Raw genomic sequence first — 17,068 nt, forward strand, 5'->3', positions numbered from 1 at the left:
ATGAGATACTTTAAAGTTTTTATTGCAGCCATATTTTGCCTGTTGGCAGTAAGCTGCAGGCAAAAACCAAAGATAGCCCGCATAAGTGATGCCGAGGTTTTGCACCAAAACGTTGACGAGTTAACACAGGTTATAATCTACGATGTGTTTAGTCCGCCGGTGGCCAGCCGTATATATGGTTATACTACGCTTGCCGCGTACGAGGCAATGCGTTTTGAAGATCCAAAATATGCTTCCATTGCTGCCCAGCTCAAAGGCTTTAAAAATTTACCGCAGCCACAAAAAGGCGTAAAGTATAATTATGCGCTGGCCGCAACAAAAGCCTTTTTTACCGTTGCGCATAAGGTTACCTTTTCGGTAGATACCTTAAAGCGGTATGAGAATAAAGTTTTTGCCATGTACCAGGATAACCTGGACGACTCGGTTTATGCCCGTTCTGTTGCCTTTGGCGAAAAGGTTGGCGCCGCTATACTGGCACGATCTAAATTTGACAATTATGCCAAAACAAGGGGCAAACCCAGGTTCTTGGGTAGCAGCGATAATGGTAAGTGGCGCCCAACCGCGCCCGATTACCTGGACGGGGTAGAATTTTGCTGGGGCACAATGGAAACCTTTGTTGTAAAATCATCAACAGATTTTGCCTTGCCGCCGCCACCACCATTTAGCGAAGACAAAAACAGCGAATACTATAAGCAAAACGTAGAGGTTTACGAGCAAAGCAAAAAGCTTACGCCCGAACAGATAACCATAGCCAGGTTTTGGGATGATAACCCTTTTGTAATACAGCATAATGGGCACATGATGTTTGTGAACAAGAAGATTACGCCGGGCGGCCATTGGATAGGTATCACGGCTATCGCCTGTAAAAAAACCAAGGCTAATGCCGTTAAAACCGCGCAGGCCTACGCTTTAACCTCAATTGCCTTATACGATGCCTTTATATGCGGCTGGCAGGTTAAATACACTACAGAATACATACGGCCTGTTACCGTTATAAACGATAAAATGGACCCTAAATGGCTGCCGCTTCTGCAAACACCGCCGTTCCCCGAGTACCCAAGCGGTCATAGCGATATAAGCGGAGCAGCCGCGGTAGTGCTAACCCATTTATTTGGAGATAACTTCGAATATGACGATACCAGCGACCTGCGCTACATTGGCATGCAGCGTCATTTCAAATCTTTTTTAAAAGCATCAGACGAGACCTCTATCAGCAGGTTTTATGGCGGCATACACTATAAGAACAGCGTTGACCAGGGCGCTATACAGGGCCGTAAAATAGGCGAATTCATTTGGAATACGTTAAAGCTACAGAACTAAGCGAATACTAATTATGAAATTAAAGCATACCTTTTTATTTACTTCTGTTATATTTTCGGGGGTTGCGTTATTATCATTAAGTACCGTGCTGGACGGTTGCAAAAGCAAAACAGACAGCCCTTACAAGCTTACCGGTGATACTATAGCCGATGGTAAGTACCTGGTAGAAAAACATTGCACAAAATGCCACGCGCTGGTTCCTGCTAATACCCTTACAAAGGATGTGTGGCGGATGCACGTACTCCCCGGGATGGCCAAATACTTAGGTATATCTACCTATGGCCCCGATTTTTTTAAGGATCCCAAGGATACCGGCGGGATATCAATAGTAAACTGGCAGGCCATTGTTGATTATTATAAGAAACTGGCCCCTGATACCCTGCTACCGGCTAAACGGCCAGTTGCCTTTGTTAACGATTGGGCCGGCTTCACCCTGAAAAAGCCCGCGAGGGCCAATAATATATGCTTTACCACTATGGTAGCCGCCAGCCCGGCAACCGGTAAAATTTATACCAGCGACGTTATGTCAGCACAGTTAACAGAGTGGGATGGACAGTTTACATCCACAAAAGTTGCCGATATGCCGTCGCCCGCCGTTGATGCCAGTTTTGTTAAGGATGAACGTGGTATTGATAAAGCCATAATTTCGTGCATTGGGCGCATGGACCTTGTTGATTTCCCTAACGGGAGAGTGTTTAATGTAAACTTATCAGGTGGTAAACAAGCGCCCGAACAAATTGCGTTAGACCTGCCGCGCCCTGTACAAACCGTTAGCGCCGATTTTGACAAGGACGGTAAAATGGAAACGGTGATATGCGGCCAGGGAAATCTTAAAGGAGGTGTTTTTCTGCTTAAACAAGGGGCGGATAAAGCTTACAAACAATTCACCATATCTGAACGGCCAGGCGCGGTGCAGGCAGTGGCTCAGGACTTCAATAACGACGGCTACCCGGATATAATGGTGCTGTTTGGCAGCGGCGACGAAGGGTTGACCTTGTTTTTAAACGATAAAAAGGGGGGCTTTACCGACAGGGAACTGCTGCGTTTCCCGCCGGTGTACGGTTCAACCAGCTTTCAGTTGGCTGATATCGACCACGATGGGAACCTTGACCTTTTATATACCTGTGGTTATAATTTCCGCGATTCCAGGATCCTGAAACCATACCATGGCCTGTATATTTACAAGAACACCGGCGATCTTAACTTTAAGCAAACCTGGTTTTACCCTATCAATGGCGCTACAAAAGCCATAGCTGCTGATTTTGATAAAGACGGCGATCTGGATATTGCCACCATCGCTTTCTTTGCCGATATGAAGAATAACCCTGCCGAAGAATTTATATATTTTGAGCAGGAGAGGCCTATGCAGTTTAAACCACATGCTGTGCCGGTGAGCAAGTACGGCCGCTGGATGACAATGGATGTAAGCGACCTTAACAAAGACGGCAAGCCCGATATTATATTGGGCAATTACGCCAGCGGGTTTTTATTCCAGCCGAATTTCTCGCCCTCATGGGACGAGCGCCAGCCGTTTATTGTGTTGGAGAATCATATAAAAGAGTAGGTACAACGTTTTTATGCCGTGTTGCTGAATTGGGTGGTAAACCTAACGCTACTATTTCTTCTTTAAATAATTGGTAACCCTGGTTATTTCATCAGGATAAACCGCAATGTGGTGGGTATGTATCAGTACCGATTCGTTTTCGTTTACAATAGCTTTGGTGCCAAGGGCGGGCATGTGGCAGGCGATACACTTTGCCTGCAAAATGGTCGCGTCTATTTTGCCTGTCATTTTACAAACATTGTGGCTTTCGGCCTTATGGCAGGTTTGGCAGCGCTGAGCAAAAAGCAGGGCGTTACCGCGCTCGTTTTTATGGGTGTTATGGCAGGTATTGCAATCCATTTTGCTGCTGATGTAGCACTTGCTGGTTTTCAGCATATCCAGCTGGTCGCCGTGTACATCAAGGTGTGCCAGGTCTGTTGGCCCGGCAGACTGAGCATGTTTCTTAAAATCGGTAAGTTTATCGCCCGGCTTAAAGTCAAATATCGATCTCGGGTTTTCGGTTTTGGTGCCCGAGTGGCAGGTGCCGCAAAGGTCAACCCTTTGCTCGCGGGTCAAGGCGCTTATATTAGTAATATATTTTGCGGTTTTAATATCAGGGTTCGCCTTCTGGAAATCCACGTGTTGCCTTGCCCCGCCGTGGCATCGTTCGCAATCGATGCTTAAGATTACGGAGTTTTTTTGAAAGCCAATGGTTTCGCCCCCAAAGCTTGGTACACGGCCCGGTTCGGTTTTGGCGTACGAAGCATGGCACTCCATGCAACGAATATTTATCATCCTGTCGAAACTCGCCATAACGGTATCATAGCCAGGGCTCATTATCCAGTGATTTTTGGTATTGTCAAATGAAACAGGAAGCTGAAATAATTCGTTATCGTTCCAATATAAATAACTTTCGCCTTTAACGCCGCCCATGGCAATATCCATACGTGCAGCTTCAGTTTTTTTACCGTTTACGTAATAGCTTTGATAAAGCCCGCTATCCGTTTTAGTCATTAACACCTCAGAGTGACCGTTGTAAGGAAAAACATTCTCACCGTCTGCAAAGCTACCGCTTACGGTTTTGACAGATGCGGGCGAAGATGCGATGTAATGCGCCATATGCAGGTAGCTTTTGCTGATATCCGCGTGGCAGCTTATACAGGTTTCAGGCCCGGCATAGGCTTGGCCGCGAGGATCGTGCGCTTCACTTTTGCTGAAACACTGCGATAAAATAACTGCCATCGGAAACAGGAAAACAAGCAGCAACAGGAATTTCCTTTTTAGCATTAGCGGTAGATGTGCGTTGATGCGCTAATGTTAACCAATAATCAGAAAATTACTGTTGCTTTTAGATAACCTTTTTGTTACAAAGGAAATATTTATTTAATAGTTGAATAATCCAGGTGAACTGGTAAACCTGTCACTAAGTGATCAGACTGACCCATAAGTAATGTACGAAACCGTACGTAGAACTGTCCGTTATCGTACACCTGTCAGTCAAAAGGTGCCTGGAAATGGATAGGGAGGCGCTTTTTCGACTGGCATCTGCTTTGCCCGATCGCGATGGAACATTCATAAACTATTAAAACTCACCGGTATGTTTAAAAATCTATTTAAAACAGCATGGCGCAATGTGTTGCGTAACAAATCGTATACGTTTATAAATATCGTTGGTCTTGGCTCGGGCATATCTGTTTGCCTGGTCATTTTTGTACTGATACAGTTCCATGTAAGCTTTGATAATTTTCATACCAAAAAGGATAGGATATACCGGATGTTGACGGAGTATCACCATGCCGATTCGAAAGACATTTTTTACGGAGCAGGAATAGCGCGCGGCATACCGCAAACCCTGAAAACAGATATACCCGAACTTGAAGCTTACGCTCCTATATTTCACGGTTATAACGAGCAGATACAGGTATTAAATGCTGCCGGGCAAATTGAAAAGAAGTTTAAAGAGGACGGGGTGTTTGCCACTACGCCATCCTTTTTTAAGATATTCGATTTTCCGCTGCTGTTGGGCGATGCTAATACAGCACTAAGCAACCCAAATTCGGTATTATTAACAAAAGAAACCGCCGAAAGATACTTTGGCGACTGGCGGCAGGCAATGGGTAAAACCATACGCTGGGCTAATAAGGAAGTTTTGAAAGTAACAGGTATTATGGCGCCTATTCCCAGGAATACCGATTTTCAGTTTAAGGTGCTGTTTTCGTTAGGCACCGGCCGCACCGCCGGTATGCTTACATCAAACGATTATGACAGCACCGGCGGATTTTATGGCTGCTATGTATTGGCCCCCGCCGGCATGACAGGCGCCCAGCTAACCGGCAAGCTGCAAGCGCTGATGAAAAAATACCGCTCGCCCGAAAATAAAGACAGCGAAGTGGCCCAGCCATTAAGTGAAGTGCACTTTGATAGTAAGGTTGATAATTACTCCAATATTGCTATCACTCGGCAAATGATAAATATGCTCTGGATGATAGGGGCGTTCATACTGATAATTGCCTGTGTAAACTTTGTTAACCTGGCTACCGCCCAGGCGGTAAACCGGGCCAAAGAGGTAGGTATACGCAAGGTGCTTGGTGGTAACCGCAGCCAGCTGCAAACCCAGTTTTTAACCGAAACTTTTGTTATCGTGCTTATATCGCTTGCACTAAGCGCGGGTATAAGCGTGCTTGCCATACCAATGATTGGTAAAATAATGGAGCTGCCATTACAGGCTGATATGTTATTACAGGTAAAAGTGGCGGCGTTTACCCTGGTGCTTGTTGTAGTGGTAACCTTAATAGCCGGTTTTTATCCATCTATGGTATTATCGGGCTTTAACCCCATAAATGCTTTAAAAAGCAAGCTGGCATTTAAAACGCCTAAAGGCATATCCTTAAGGCACGCGCTTGTTGTGTTCCAGTTCGTAATAGCGCAGGGGCTTATCATTTGTACCATCATCATTGTGAAGCAAATGAACTATTTTACACATGAAAGCATGGGTTTTGAAAAGGATGCGATTGTAAACGTTCATTTTCCGTCAGATAGCGCATCCATCACCAAACTCGATTATCTAACAAATAAACTTAGGGGCATCAACGGTGTACAGCAGGTGAGCCTAAGCTCGGACCTGCCGGCAGGCGAGGATGATAACTGGACGATGTTTACTTATGACAACGCCATTAAACAGGTTGATTTTTACTCTATTATTCAAATGGCCGACGAGCAATACGTGCCAACATATAAGTTAAAGCTTGTGGCAGGGCGAAACGTTGCGGCTTCGGATACCGTAAGGGAGTTTTTAGTGAACGAGGCGGTTATTCAAAAGCTGGGCCTTAAAAAACCCGAAGACGCCCTAAACAAGCAAATAGCCTTAGGCACATTTGCAAAAGGGAAGATAGTAGGGGTTTTGAAGAACTTTCATAACCGGTCGTTTAAGGACGAGTACGCGCCTATGCTGATCACCACCTTAAAAAATCGATACGGGGTTAGCAATATCAAGCTATCATCGGCCAATATGAGCGCTTCTATAAAGGGCATTGAAAAGTTGTGGAATGAAGTTTACCCCGATTACGCCTTTGAATATAAATTTATGGACGAACGCATAGCGGCATATTACAAACAGGAGAGCCAGCTGTCAAAAATATATCAAAGCTTTGCCGCCATTGCTATTTTGCTAAGCTGCCTTGGGCTATACGGGCTGGCATCGTTTATGGCTGTTCAGCGTATAAAGGAAGTGGGTATACGCAAGGTTTTAGGATCATCAATATCGGCTATAGTATACCTGTTCTCTAAAGAGTTTGTTGTGTTAATTGGGATAGGCTTTGCCGTAGCCGCGCCAATAACCTGGTATTTAATGAATAAATGGCTGCAGGATTATACATATCGCATTAATATTCATTGGGGGATATTTGTATTGGCAGGGATAATAGCTGTAGGTATAGCTTTAGCTACCGTTAGTTACCAACTAATAAAAGCCGCGCTGGTTAACCCGGTTAAAAGTTTGAGAAGCGAATAATATAAAAAATTATTTTACTGACTATCAGAATTTTATAAATTTAAATAGTACTATGTATTGCATAATACCATGTAATGTGTATTTTTGATTCATTAATTCAAACAAATAGGAGAACGATGAACAAAAGAATACAAATTATTGCACTGGTATTGGTAATGCTTAGTGCTATTACAGCCTGCCTGCCTGGCAAATCAACAACCATAGTTAACAAAACCGATAACCTTACACAAAAGATAAAATACTCGGGTAAGATCGTTTTTACGTTAGACAAGACCGCCATTGAACATATCTCGGATGGCGGATACCTGGAATTTGAGGAAAACGGTGAGGGCTTTACAGCCAGCAGCGATAGCCATGGCAAGGTGGCTTACGAGTTTAACAACGATGGTAAAGTAAACGAGCTGAACGAAGGTCAAAAGCAATTTTTAGCCCACGCGGTAAACATTATTGTTAAAGAACAGCAAAAACTAAAACCAGGAAATAACCAATAGTTATTGCTTACCAATGATCTGCTGCGTGTGCCTTAATTGTTTTGTGCTGCCCTGCCACCCCTGGTGGCCGGGTATAACATAATGCGCCTCAGCGAATTTGCGGCCAACATTATCGATAGTTAGGGGCCATTGCTCAAGGTTGGCATCGCCGGTAAAGCCTTTTGTAGTGGCCTCTAAACTTTTAACCAGGCAGCCACCAAACAGGATCTTATCCTTCGGGAACCATACTACAATATTATCCCGCGTATGCCCCTCGCCCGGGAACCAGGTTTGCAGGGTTAGGCCATCAATGGTAAAGGTGGTATCGCGGGTAAAGGTGTACTGCGGCAGTTCGTTGTTTTCTTTTTTAGCAAGCGCGTAAGTTTGTTTGCTGGTGTAGGTTTTAGTACCCTGCTTTTTCAGTACATCAAAACCGCCTACACAATCGTCATGGAAATGAGTGGCAATGCATACAACTATCTTTTTGTTAAAACGCCGTTTAACGCTATCTACTAGCTGCTGCGTTTGTTCATCACCCCAAGGGGTATTGATCAGGATTATACCCTTATCGGTAACCGCGAATAAACAATTGGCCGGGAAGGGCTTGTCACCATCAGGGTAGCCGTATGATACGCACACATAAAAGTTTTTAATGAGATGCGAAATGCTGATCTTTTTAACAGGATGTTGCTGGCTAAACGCCATAACAGCGATCAACAAAAAAAGGGTTGTGAAAAAGTATTTCATATAATTTTCAAGGGCATTAAATGCTGCAAAGGTATTATGCCGGTGTTTATATCGTTATAAATAATTTATTAACATTATTTGGATTAATTATAAATAGTGCGTTCTTTTGTAACGACGAATGGTTACAACTCTATCAGATTTACAAATTAATACATGGGCAGATGTGTTCAGCACAAATGCAGGCGCTGTTTATCAGTGCGATGCCGAACGTTGCTGGTATATCGACTTTGCCGGAAAAGTTGCCCGCTTTGATTACCGTTGTTTACTAAAACTAAAGAAAGCGGTTTACAATGTAGATATAGAAGCTAAGTTGTTAGAAACCACGAAAGACCCCGACGTTGAGATCATCTTTATCTGCGCCTGCGATCACTGTTACATACTTTCCCTGTTACAGATCATCGCTTTAAAAGAGCTGCTTGAAGGCACCTTTGTAATGCTGCAGCTCAACAGCATATTGCAAGATCGCCTGTATCGTGTTGTTGGTTAGTAATTTAGACTGAATTCATATTGCCTTTATTTTCGTTTCCTGCTGATCTATAGGTGTAATATTGTATTAACTAATGAAGTCGGCACGTTTGTTGCCTTGTTTAGTTAGTTCTAAATACTATCAACATGAAAGATCTTATCCGCGTACGAAGCCTTATTTCTGCAGATGTAGAAATGCTTTTAAACCAGCAAGTTAAAAAGGAAGCTTATTCATCGGCTGTTTACCTGTCAATGGCATCGTGGTGTAACCGCAATGGGTTCGACTACTCGTCTGAATATTTTTTTAAACAGGCCGAAGAAGAACGACAGCATCAGCTTAAATTTTACAAATACATACTGGATATGGGCGGTAATGCTATATCTCCCGAGATAACCGGCATCAAGCAAGAATATAATTCGTTCCGCGAGGTGTTTGAAGAAGCCCTTGACCAGGAGATCAGCGTTACGCAATCTATAAAAAACATTTACGCCCGTTGCTTAAAAGAGCAGGATTTTGTAACAAACGAGTTTTTGAACTGGTTTCTGAAAGAGCAGCGCGAAGAAGAGTATAAAGCCCGCCGTGCTTTAGAGTTGTTTGATGTTATTGGCGAAGAAGGCACCGGCAGGTGGCAGATTGATAAACACGTGGGCGACATAAAGTACGATAGCGAGGCCTAATCTTTAGCTAATAAAAGCTTTAAAACATCCTTCTCCGAATATTCTTTTAACCAGATATTGCCGGGAGACATCGTACAGACCGGTGCGTAATCACACCGGTCTGTACATTCTATACGTATCACTTCAATATCCTGGTCACTGTGTTTGGCAAACTTACGGGCCGTTTTATACATATCCTTGCCGCCCCGTTTACCGCACTTACTGCCTGTACACACAAACAGCACTTTATCCGGTACAGTGAATTTTCCCATCGCCAAACATCTTTTTATTAGTAAATACAAATATCAGGTTTATTTTTGATACAAGTTATTATAACACAAGCATGAACCAATTAATCTAAGAACTGATGAGATCGATCGAAGTTATTTCTATCCCGGTAACCGACCAGCAGGCCGCTAAAGAATTCTACCTCAAATTTGGGTTCAACTTAATGATCGAGGCGCCCTTTCAGGGCGGTGCAAACTGGATCCAGCTGGGCCTGCCCGGTGGCGGCACATCCATTACGCTGGTAAACTGGTTCCCCGATTTAAAGCCCGGCAGTATACAAGGCTTTGTGATCAAATGCGACGACCTGGATGGAACCATCAACGAACTTGCCGCCAAAGGAATTAAAGTGGGTAACGCCGACAAAACACCATGGGGACGTTTTGCTACCGTAAAAGACCCTGATGGTAATGCCTGGAGCTTGCATGGGGAGTAAATAGTGCATGTAGAGACGCGATACTTCGCGTCTTAACTTCGCGTCTTTTTGCGTAATGTATTATCTTCGCCCCATGCTCAAAAAGTCCTTATTCCTTTGTCTTTTCGTTCTTACGCTTACCATTGGTTGTAATAAAAACGAAACCCTGTACAAAGTAATAGGGGTAAAGGATGGCGATACCATGGTACTGCTTTCCCCTGATAACCAAAGCATCACCGTACGCCTCGCCGAGATAGACGCCCCGGAAAAAAGCCAGGCATTTGGGCAGGCCGCCAAGCAATTTACATCAAACCTGTGCTTTGGTAAAATGGTAAAACTTATTGGTAACCAACACGACCGCTACGGCCGCACAGTAGGGAAGGTAGAACTGGAAAACGGCACTAATGTAAACTACGAGATAGTTAAACAGGGCTATGCCTGGCAATACCGGGCGTATTCAAAAAATATGGAGCTGGCAAGCCTGGAAGAACACGCCCGCGAAGCACGCCTGGGCCTATGGCAGGATGCAAACCCAACCCCGCCCTGGATTTTCAGAAAGGAAGGCAAATCCCGGCGTGTTGAGCAGAAAACGATCAAATCCAAAAAGCACCATAAAAAACGCAAACCGCGTAAGCACCGCGATACGGTAGCTTTTTAAATCGGCATACATTAACTATCTTGCCTTAAATACCCGGAATGCATATATGAAAGTATTTAAGGCTGTCTTTTCCTTAGTGATCACACTGGCGCTTATTTGGGCGCTGCAGACCAAATTTGGCGATATACCGCCCCTCGGCGCGTTCCTTAACCCATCAACCGGGTTCTGGCAGAATGCCGAAAGCAAAAACATCATCCCAACCCAAAATTTAAAGCTTAAAGGCTTGCAGGGCAAGGTTACCGTAAAGTTTGACGAAGACATGGTGCCGCATATTTTTGCGGAGAACGATCATGATCTTTACTACGTGCAAGGTTATCTGACTGCAAAGGCCCGCCTATGGCAAATGGATATCCAAACTCGTAGCGCGGCGGGCAGACTATCAGAAGTGGTGGGCCCCAAAGCCCTTGAACTGGACCGTTACCACCGCCGCATGGGCATGACCTACGGTGCCGAACACACCCTGCAGGGCATCATGAAAGATCCGGTAATGAGCAAGGTAATAACGGCTTACAGCGATGGCGTTAACGCTTATATCAAAAGCCTTACGCCGGCCGGATACCCCATAGAGTTTAAACTGCTAAATTATGCACCCGAGGAGTGGAAGCCCATAAACTCCGCCTACTTGTTAAAGCTGATGTCAGAGACGCTGGCGGGCGGTTCAGACGAACTTGCGATGACCAACGTACTAAATAAGTTTGGCGCTAAAATAACCAACGACCTGTTCCCGGATTACCCCATGCGCGAAGATCCTGTTATCCCGGCAGGTACAAAATGGGATTTTAAGCCCCTGCCCGTACCTGAGCCGCCTGCAGCCTTTAAGGCGCAAATGCTGGCAGGTATGAAAAATATGGATAGGATAGAAGGCATAGGCAGCAACAACTGGGCGGTAAGCGGCGCTAAAACCGCTTCTGGCTACCCCATTTTAGCCAACGATCCGCATCTTAACCTCACCCTGCCATCCATCTGGTATCAGATGCAAATGACGGCGCCGGGTGTAAACGTTTATGGTGTTACTTTGCCCGGGGCTCCGTGCGTAGTAATTGGTTACAACCAAAAGGTAAGCTGGGGCGTGACCAATGTTGATGCCGATATACTGGATTGGTACCAGGTGAAATTTAAGGACGCCAGCCGCACCCAATACTGGTATAATAATAAATGGAACAATGTAACCCGTAAGGTTGAGGTAATAAACATCCGGGGCGAAAAACCGCTGGTGGATACCGTTTTGTATACCCACCACGGCCCTGTAGTTTACGATAATGCCGTCATGGCCAAAAAGGGCCGTGGTAACATACCGGTAGGGAATTCCCTGCGCTGGATAGCACACGACGAAAGCGACGAGTTTAAAACCTTTTACCTGCTTAACCGGGCAAAAAACTACGACGACTATCGTGAAGCCCTGAAATATTTTACCGCCCCCGCTCAGAACTTTATTTTTGCATCCGCGGATAACGATATAGCTATTACGCCGAACGGTAAGCTGCCGTTGAAATATCGGGATCAGGGTAAATTTATTATGGATGGCAGCGACCCCGCCAACGACTGGCATGGCTGGATACCTTACGAACAAAACCCAACCGTTAAAAACCCACCGCGCGGCTTTGTGAGCTCGGCTAATCAATCATCAACCGATAAAAGCTATCCGTATTATATTAACTGGCGGTTTGAGAGTTACGAACGCGGTAAACGCATTAACGACCGCCTTGCTGCCATGAGCAAAGCAACCGTGGATAGCATGCGTATCTTGCAAATGGACGATTACAGCATCCGCGCGCAGGATATTTTACCAACCATGCTCAAATACCTTGATGCCAGCAAACTTGACAACACGCAGCTTGCGGCTTTAGACAGCGTAAAAAAATGGGACAAACACTTTAGTGCGACCTCGGTCGGCGCAAGTATTGTAAACACGTGGTTTGCCAAATTCTACCAGTTTACCTGGAACGATGATTTTGGGGATAAAAAGACAATTATGCAGTTTCCGGGGGTAGACCGTACTGAAACACTGCTCATAAACGAGCCCAATTCGGCTTGGTTTGATAATAAGCGTACGCCTGTTAAAGAAACCGCGGCAGACGTACTTAGCAGCTCTTTTAACGCGGCTGTTAACGAACTGGTAAAAAAACATGGCCCCTCCATTGGTAAGGCCTGGCAATGGGGCAATGTAAAACCGTTTGAGGTAACCCACCTTGGCCATGTACCGGGCCTTGGCTCCGGTAATTTTGCATCAGGCGGAAACAGTTCGGTAGTGAACGCGCTGGTAGACGGGCACGGCCCTTCGTGGCGCATGGTGGTACAGCTTGGTCCGCAGGTTAAGGGCTATGGTATAATACCTGGCGGGCAGTCGGGCAACCCCGGCAGTTTCTTTTACGACGACATGCTAAAGACGTGGCAGGACGGCAGACTAAAAGAACTGCTATACCTGCGGTCGGCTACCGAAACATCCTCACGGATAAAACAAACATTAACCTTAAGCAAATAAACTATGCTGTTCCCTGTAATACTGTTATTGGCATTTATAAGCGGTTACCTTTTCCCCTGGTGGGTAGGTTGTATACTGGCTTTTGGCGCTGCGCTTATTTTTGGTAAAAGATCAAGCTGGGCATTCTGGTGTGGATTTGCCGGCGTATCGTTAGCATGGATTGCGCTTGCCTTGCTAAAAAGTTTCCCTAACGATCATATACTGGCTACCCGTGTGGCGCACGTTTTTCATTTACCAAACTGGTTGTTGCTGCTGGCCGTTATGGCCCTTATTGGCGGCCTGGCCGGAGGGATGTCGGCATTATCCGGGTTTTTGATGAAGCGGGTGTTTGAGAAGGAAAAGGCATAGACATAGGTTATCGTCTTTTTGATCTTGCACAACCCCTCGCAGTCGCTCGGCTCCAGCCGAGTGTCAGTTATTAAGCGGCGTCCCGCCGCTGTATGGGAGCAGGCCAGGGCCTTATAATATTGATCACCCGGCAAGAGCCGGGCGATTGCGGTTAGGAAAATTTTCAGCTGTTCGTATATGTAGTTTTCTTATAACGCGTTCAGCGTTGCCTTCAGCCGCGTAACCGCTTCAGATTTATCGGTCGCCCGTGCAAATATATCTTCGGACGCGGTAGCTTCGCCATAGTAGGCTTCGTTGGCGCTTTTGTTGATGGCCAGGTTACTGCCGTTTATGCTGATACCGGCAAACAAGCCCTTACTGCGCGAGTAGGAGTAAACCTCGGCCTGCAGCTTATAATCGGTGCTGGCGGTACTGCTGCGGCCAACCGGCCCTGCTGCTGCAGATACATCGCCGCCTATGGTAAAGTCGCCGTTTTCCACCTTAGCTAAAACGCCTTTGTTGCGGAAAACCAGCACCATATCAACCGATTGTACACCTATCTGGAAGCCTATGCTGCCGCCGGTAAGCGTTATAAAAACAGGATCGCTCCATTTACCATCGGCCAGCTTTACCATAGCAACACCTTGTCCGCGTTTGCCGCCAATTCCAAAACCGGCATTAATTAACTTCGGTATAATTACCACACCTTCATATTCCTCCAGCAACTGATGAGGAATGCTCTCCTTCATCTTGCTGAAGTCTTTCAAAACCTTGGTAGCGTCGTTTATTTTGGCCGTTCCCTTATCGTCGGCTGGCTTTGCCGATGCCAGTATAAAAAAGGCGCTTAGCAGTATCGGCAGGCTAAATAATTTTAATGTTTTCATGGTTGTCTCTGTTGTGAATTTATGTTCCTATAACTCCAATTCGGAATATTTGTTGTATCAAATTACGCTATAACAAGCTAATAATTACATTCATCTGCATATCCGCACATCTGCATATCTGCGCATCTTTCTATCTTTGCTGTAACATGATAAAGCCCGGTAAACAGCAGGTCTTCGCAGTTGATAATCCAGACACCTTTAACCAGACTGCCTTACAGGTATTTAATTACCAGGCTGCCAATTGCGAGGTTTATGGCCGGTTCGTGTCAGGCCTTAAAATAAACCCTGCAGATATAACGTCGGCGGAGCAAATTCCCTTTATGCCGGTAGAGTTTTTTAAGTCGCACCGGGTAGTTGCCTCCGGCGACGTAGATGAGGTGGTTTTTACCAGTTCGGGCACTACCGGCGTCATTACCAGCCGACACCATGTAACAGATGTAAGCTGGTATGAAGAGAGTTTCCGTAAGGCTTTTGATCTGTTTTATGGCGATATAAAGGAGTATACTGTGCTGGCGCTGCTGCCATCGTACCTGGAAAGGGAAGGCTCATCGCTTATTTATATGGCGCGGGATCTGATCAGTCAATCGGCCAATCCCGACAGTGGCTTTTATTTATATAATCACGATGAACTTTACCAAAAGCTGCAACAGCAAAAGGCTACAAATAAGCCAACTATACTGATAGGGGTGACCTTTGCCTTGTTGGATTTTGTAGATACTTATCAAATTGATTTTCCGGAACTGATTGTGATGGAAACCGGCGGTATGAAAGGCCGGCGCAAAGAGATGATACGCGAGGAACTGCACAGCGCCTTGTGCGCCGGGTTTGGGGTAAACGCCATTCACTCAGAATATGGCATGACCGAGCTTTTATCGCAAGCCTATTCAAAGGGCGAAGGTATATTTTATTGCCCGCCGTGGATGAAGATCATCACCCGCGATACAAACGACCCGTTCACACTAACCGATACGGGTAAAACAGGCGGTATAAATATCATTGATCTGGCCAATATCAATTCCTGCTCGTTCATCGCCACGCAGGACCTGGGTAAGGTTTATGCCGACGGCTCTTTTGAGGTGATAGGTCGTTTCGATAATTCTGACATTAGGGGCTGTAATTTGCTCATCGCCTAATAATTACCTAATTGGCATAATATTATTATTTTTGCGCCGTTAACGACATCAACATCATGATCGAAAAATTCTTACGTGACGAACAAGACCCTAAAGCGGTTGAAAAAGTGTACAGCCGTTTGGTTGACCTGCTTACCACCGGCGAGGAAATTATATATATAGCTGTACAAAAAAAACCTATTGTAAACCTTTTCCCGGATTGTATTGCCATTACCAATAAACGTATCCTGTTTTTTACCCCGGCAAACCTTGGCCTGTCAATAAAGTTTGTTGATTTTGTTTGGAAGGATATTGTTGATGTGTACACCAAGGAAGAAATAATAGGCGCCGTGTTCAGCGCTAAAACTACCATAGGCACCGAAATGGGGGTTGACTACCTGCCCAAAGTGCAAGCCCGCAAATTATACCAATACGCCCAGGAACGTAAAGAAGCCGAGCGCGAAGCCCGCCGCCTGCGCGAGCTGGAAGAAAAACGTGCCGAATCGGGCGCGCTAAACATCGACCAGGCAGCTCATGCCCAGTTCCAGTCGCCGGCAGTACAGCAGCCGGTAGCGGTTCCAACCCCTGCGCCTGCACCAATTGTGCCCGAGGAACCTAAAAAGGATGAGCTTACTGAGAAATTAAAAAGATTAAAAACGCTTTTTGAAAGCGGCCTGATATCTCAGGAAGAATATAACCATAAAAAACTGGAGCTGCTAAGCGACTTCTAAATCATATTTTAAACCCGCCATGGCGGGTTTACTTTTTTTCGGGCAGTTCTATAGGGTTATTATTTATCCTGTTGTTATCCGATGTTGACTTTACAATATTAATACTAGCTATTTTACTGGGGTCTATACTGCTCATGAACGAGTTTGTATTACGGCGCTGCTGGCCACCGCCATGTGCCGCTTTACTAAACCCGGCCGGGTCTTTAACCCTTGCTTCTTTTAACCTTGCAAGGTCTTGCGGAGTGGTTTTAATGTCGTCGGCAGGCGGCAAAATGGTTTGGTTCAGTTTGCTTACATCTTCAAACCCCATAAACTTAAACACCACTTCCTTTTTGGCATCGTAAGCTTCCACTATCAATCCGGGTAAGCCGCTTAATTTCCAGGGGCCGTTATGAAAAGGTAGTTCAGTACAAAACCAGGCAGTATAATCACGGCCCTTAAAACGGGTGGTTGCCTTTTGCGCATGCAAGGTACCGAAGCTCATCGTATCCGGTTTTATTGCCCATTTAATTGTAGGTAGGGGTTCTTCTGTCAGGTAGTAATTAATAACCTGTTCTTCTACGTATAATTTTTTGTTGTTTATGTATTGATAGTATTCGTCTGTTGATACCGGCCCCGGCCCGGTGATAGTAAGGGCCAGATGATTAGGGTCGGGGGCGCTTTTTACCTGCCTGGCTACCTGGTTTGCCATTTCTTCTTCCTGCTGTTGTTTGGTAACGCTGCGGTAAACGCTGGCATTGCGGCCAAGCAATAAGGCCATCGTTTCCTTATAGGGCTTATCCCTGTTGGTGGTATCCCTAATGTGGATGTACTGGTAAGTAGCTTTACCCACTGCTACATCTGGCTTTTGGCCAAAGCATACAACAGAAAGCAGCATAGCGGTGCTCAGAAACAGGTTTTTCATACGTATAAAATTATTCCTGTAAAACTAAACATTTAGTTTAAATAAAGCGCTAACTATTT

The 17,068-nt window shown here is 45.4% G+C and carries 17 protein-coding genes; 12 read left to right on the forward strand and 5 right to left on the reverse strand.

Annotated features, from left to right (window positions below):
• Entirely contained in the window at positions 1-1,320 is a 1,320-nt protein-coding gene (locus GWR56_RS12100) for a vanadium-dependent haloperoxidase (protein WP_162431494.1), read from the forward strand.
• 13 nt (positions 1,321-1,333) lie between these two features.
• Positions 1,334-2,884: a VCBS repeat-containing protein gene (locus GWR56_RS12105; protein WP_162431495.1), complete on the forward strand. Its 1,551-nt coding sequence runs from the start codon at positions 1,334-1,336 to the stop codon at positions 2,882-2,884.
• A 51-nt stretch (positions 2,885-2,935) separates the two neighbouring features.
• Here the strand turns inward: GWR56_RS12105 and GWR56_RS12110 are convergent, their stop codons facing one another.
• Positions 2,936-4,150: a hypothetical protein gene (locus tag GWR56_RS12110; RefSeq protein WP_162431496.1), complete on the reverse strand. Its 1,215-nt coding sequence runs from the start codon at positions 4,148-4,150 to the stop codon at positions 2,936-2,938.
• Between the two features lie 310 nt (positions 4,151-4,460).
• Here GWR56_RS12110 and GWR56_RS12115 point away from each other — a divergent pair, with 310 nt between their 5' ends.
• Positions 4,461-6,872: an ABC transporter permease gene (locus GWR56_RS12115; protein ID WP_162431497.1), complete on the forward strand. Its 2,412-nt coding sequence runs from the start codon at positions 4,461-4,463 to the stop codon at positions 6,870-6,872.
• A 116-nt stretch (positions 6,873-6,988) separates the two neighbouring features.
• Positions 6,989-7,363, forward strand: coding sequence for a hypothetical protein (locus tag GWR56_RS12120; protein ID WP_162431498.1), 375 nt, complete (start codon positions 6,989-6,991; stop codon positions 7,361-7,363).
• Here GWR56_RS12120 and bla read toward each other — a convergent pair whose 3' ends face one another.
• On the reverse strand, positions 7,364-8,089 hold the full coding sequence (bla, locus tag GWR56_RS12125) for a subclass B1 metallo-beta-lactamase (RefSeq protein ID WP_162431499.1): 726 nt from the start codon (positions 8,087-8,089) through the stop codon (positions 7,364-7,366).
• Between the two features lie 163 nt (positions 8,090-8,252).
• Between bla and GWR56_RS12130 the strand changes: the two genes are divergently transcribed.
• Positions 8,253-8,576 carry a hypothetical protein gene (locus GWR56_RS12130; protein ID WP_238395226.1) on the forward strand — a complete coding sequence of 108 codons (324 nt, stop codon included), beginning with the start codon at positions 8,253-8,255 and terminating at the stop codon, positions 8,574-8,576.
• 125 nt (positions 8,577-8,701) lie between these two features.
• On the forward strand, positions 8,702-9,232 hold the full coding sequence (locus GWR56_RS12135; protein ID WP_162431501.1) for a ferritin: 531 nt from the start codon (positions 8,702-8,704) through the stop codon (positions 9,230-9,232).
• On the opposite strand, the gene GWR56_RS12140 is transcribed toward GWR56_RS12135, so the two are convergent.
• Positions 9,229-9,483, reverse strand: a complete 255-nt coding sequence (locus GWR56_RS12140) for a (2Fe-2S) ferredoxin domain-containing protein (protein WP_162431502.1) — start codon at positions 9,481-9,483, stop codon at positions 9,229-9,231. The two genes, GWR56_RS12135 and GWR56_RS12140, sit on opposite strands and share 4 nt — an antisense overlap.
• A gap of 95 nt (positions 9,484-9,578) precedes the next feature.
• On the opposite strand from GWR56_RS12140, the gene GWR56_RS12145 reads away from it, so the two are divergent.
• The 4 genes from GWR56_RS12145 to GWR56_RS12160 all read left to right on the forward strand — a co-directional run bounded on the left by GWR56_RS12145 (position 9,579) and on the right by GWR56_RS12160 (position 13,399).
• Entirely contained in the window at positions 9,579-9,932 is a 354-nt protein-coding gene (locus GWR56_RS12145; RefSeq protein WP_162431503.1) for a VOC family protein, read from the forward strand.
• 73 nt (positions 9,933-10,005) lie between these two features.
• Positions 10,006-10,569, forward strand: coding sequence for a thermonuclease family protein (locus GWR56_RS12150; protein WP_162431504.1), 564 nt, complete (start codon positions 10,006-10,008; stop codon positions 10,567-10,569).
• Between the two features lie 46 nt (positions 10,570-10,615).
• Entirely contained in the window at positions 10,616-13,051 is a 2,436-nt protein-coding gene (locus GWR56_RS12155; protein ID WP_162431505.1) for a penicillin acylase family protein, read from the forward strand.
• A 3-nt stretch (positions 13,052-13,054) separates the two neighbouring features.
• Positions 13,055-13,399, forward strand: coding sequence for a hypothetical protein (locus GWR56_RS12160; RefSeq protein WP_162431506.1), 345 nt, complete (start codon positions 13,055-13,057; stop codon positions 13,397-13,399).
• Between the two features lie 188 nt (positions 13,400-13,587).
• Here the strand turns inward: GWR56_RS12160 and GWR56_RS12165 are convergent, their stop codons facing one another.
• Positions 13,588-14,262 carry a lipid-binding SYLF domain-containing protein gene (locus tag GWR56_RS12165; RefSeq protein WP_162431507.1) on the reverse strand — a complete coding sequence of 225 codons (675 nt, stop codon included), beginning with the start codon at positions 14,260-14,262 and terminating at the stop codon, positions 13,588-13,590.
• Between the two features lie 146 nt (positions 14,263-14,408).
• Here GWR56_RS12165 and GWR56_RS12170 point away from each other — a divergent pair, with 146 nt between their 5' ends.
• Complete coding sequence (locus GWR56_RS12170; protein ID WP_162431508.1) at positions 14,409-15,395, forward strand: acyl transferase; 987 nt, start codon at positions 14,409-14,411, stop codon at positions 15,393-15,395.
• Between the two features lie 56 nt (positions 15,396-15,451).
• Positions 15,452-16,105, forward strand: a complete 654-nt coding sequence (locus GWR56_RS12175; protein WP_162431509.1) for a PH domain-containing protein — start codon at positions 15,452-15,454, stop codon at positions 16,103-16,105.
• 28 nt (positions 16,106-16,133) lie between these two features.
• On the opposite strand, the gene GWR56_RS12180 is transcribed toward GWR56_RS12175, so the two are convergent.
• Positions 16,134-17,009 (reverse strand): GLPGLI family protein, encoded by an 876-nt coding sequence (locus tag GWR56_RS12180; RefSeq protein ID WP_162431510.1) that lies wholly within the window; start codon positions 17,007-17,009, stop codon positions 16,134-16,136.
• Between the last annotated feature and the right edge of the window lie 59 nt (positions 17,010-17,068).

The organism is Mucilaginibacter sp. 14171R-50 (assembly GCF_010093045.1).
In the GTDB taxonomy this organism is placed as follows: Bacteria; Bacteroidota; Bacteroidia; order Sphingobacteriales; family Sphingobacteriaceae; genus Mucilaginibacter.

Coding starts and splice junctions, on each gene's coding strand:
- GWR56_RS12135 (WP_162431501.1), top strand. CDS start 8,702: ATGAAAGATCTTATCCGCGTACGAAGCCTTATTTCTGCAGATGTAGAA.
- GWR56_RS12105 (WP_162431495.1), top strand. CDS start 1,334: ATGAAATTAAAGCATACCTTTTTATTTACTTCTGTTATATTTTCGGGG.
- GWR56_RS12140 (WP_162431502.1), bottom strand. CDS start 9,483: ATGGGAAAATTCACTGTACCGGATAAAGTGCTGTTTGTGTGTACAGGC.
- GWR56_RS12100 (WP_162431494.1), top strand. CDS start 1: ATGAGATACTTTAAAGTTTTTATTGCAGCCATATTTTGCCTGTTGGCA.
- GWR56_RS12170 (WP_162431508.1), top strand. CDS start 14,409: ATGATAAAGCCCGGTAAACAGCAGGTCTTCGCAGTTGATAATCCAGAC.
- GWR56_RS12165 (WP_162431507.1), bottom strand. CDS start 14,262: ATGAAAACATTAAAATTATTTAGCCTGCCGATACTGCTAAGCGCCTTT.
- bla (WP_162431499.1), bottom strand. CDS start 8,089: ATGAAATACTTTTTCACAACCCTTTTTTTGTTGATCGCTGTTATGGCG.
- GWR56_RS12180 (WP_162431510.1), bottom strand. CDS start 17,009: ATGAAAAACCTGTTTCTGAGCACCGCTATGCTGCTTTCTGTTGTATGC.
- GWR56_RS12115 (WP_162431497.1), top strand. CDS start 4,461: ATGTTTAAAAATCTATTTAAAACAGCATGGCGCAATGTGTTGCGTAAC.
- GWR56_RS12110 (WP_162431496.1), bottom strand. CDS start 4,150: ATGCTAAAAAGGAAATTCCTGTTGCTGCTTGTTTTCCTGTTTCCGATG.
- GWR56_RS12150 (WP_162431504.1), top strand. CDS start 10,006: ATGCTCAAAAAGTCCTTATTCCTTTGTCTTTTCGTTCTTACGCTTACC.
- GWR56_RS12155 (WP_162431505.1), top strand. CDS start 10,616: ATGAAAGTATTTAAGGCTGTCTTTTCCTTAGTGATCACACTGGCGCTT.
- GWR56_RS12160 (WP_162431506.1), top strand. CDS start 13,055: ATGCTGTTCCCTGTAATACTGTTATTGGCATTTATAAGCGGTTACCTT.
- GWR56_RS12120 (WP_162431498.1), top strand. CDS start 6,989: ATGAACAAAAGAATACAAATTATTGCACTGGTATTGGTAATGCTTAGT.
- GWR56_RS12175 (WP_162431509.1), top strand. CDS start 15,452: ATGATCGAAAAATTCTTACGTGACGAACAAGACCCTAAAGCGGTTGAA.
- GWR56_RS12145 (WP_162431503.1), top strand. CDS start 9,579: ATGAGATCGATCGAAGTTATTTCTATCCCGGTAACCGACCAGCAGGCC.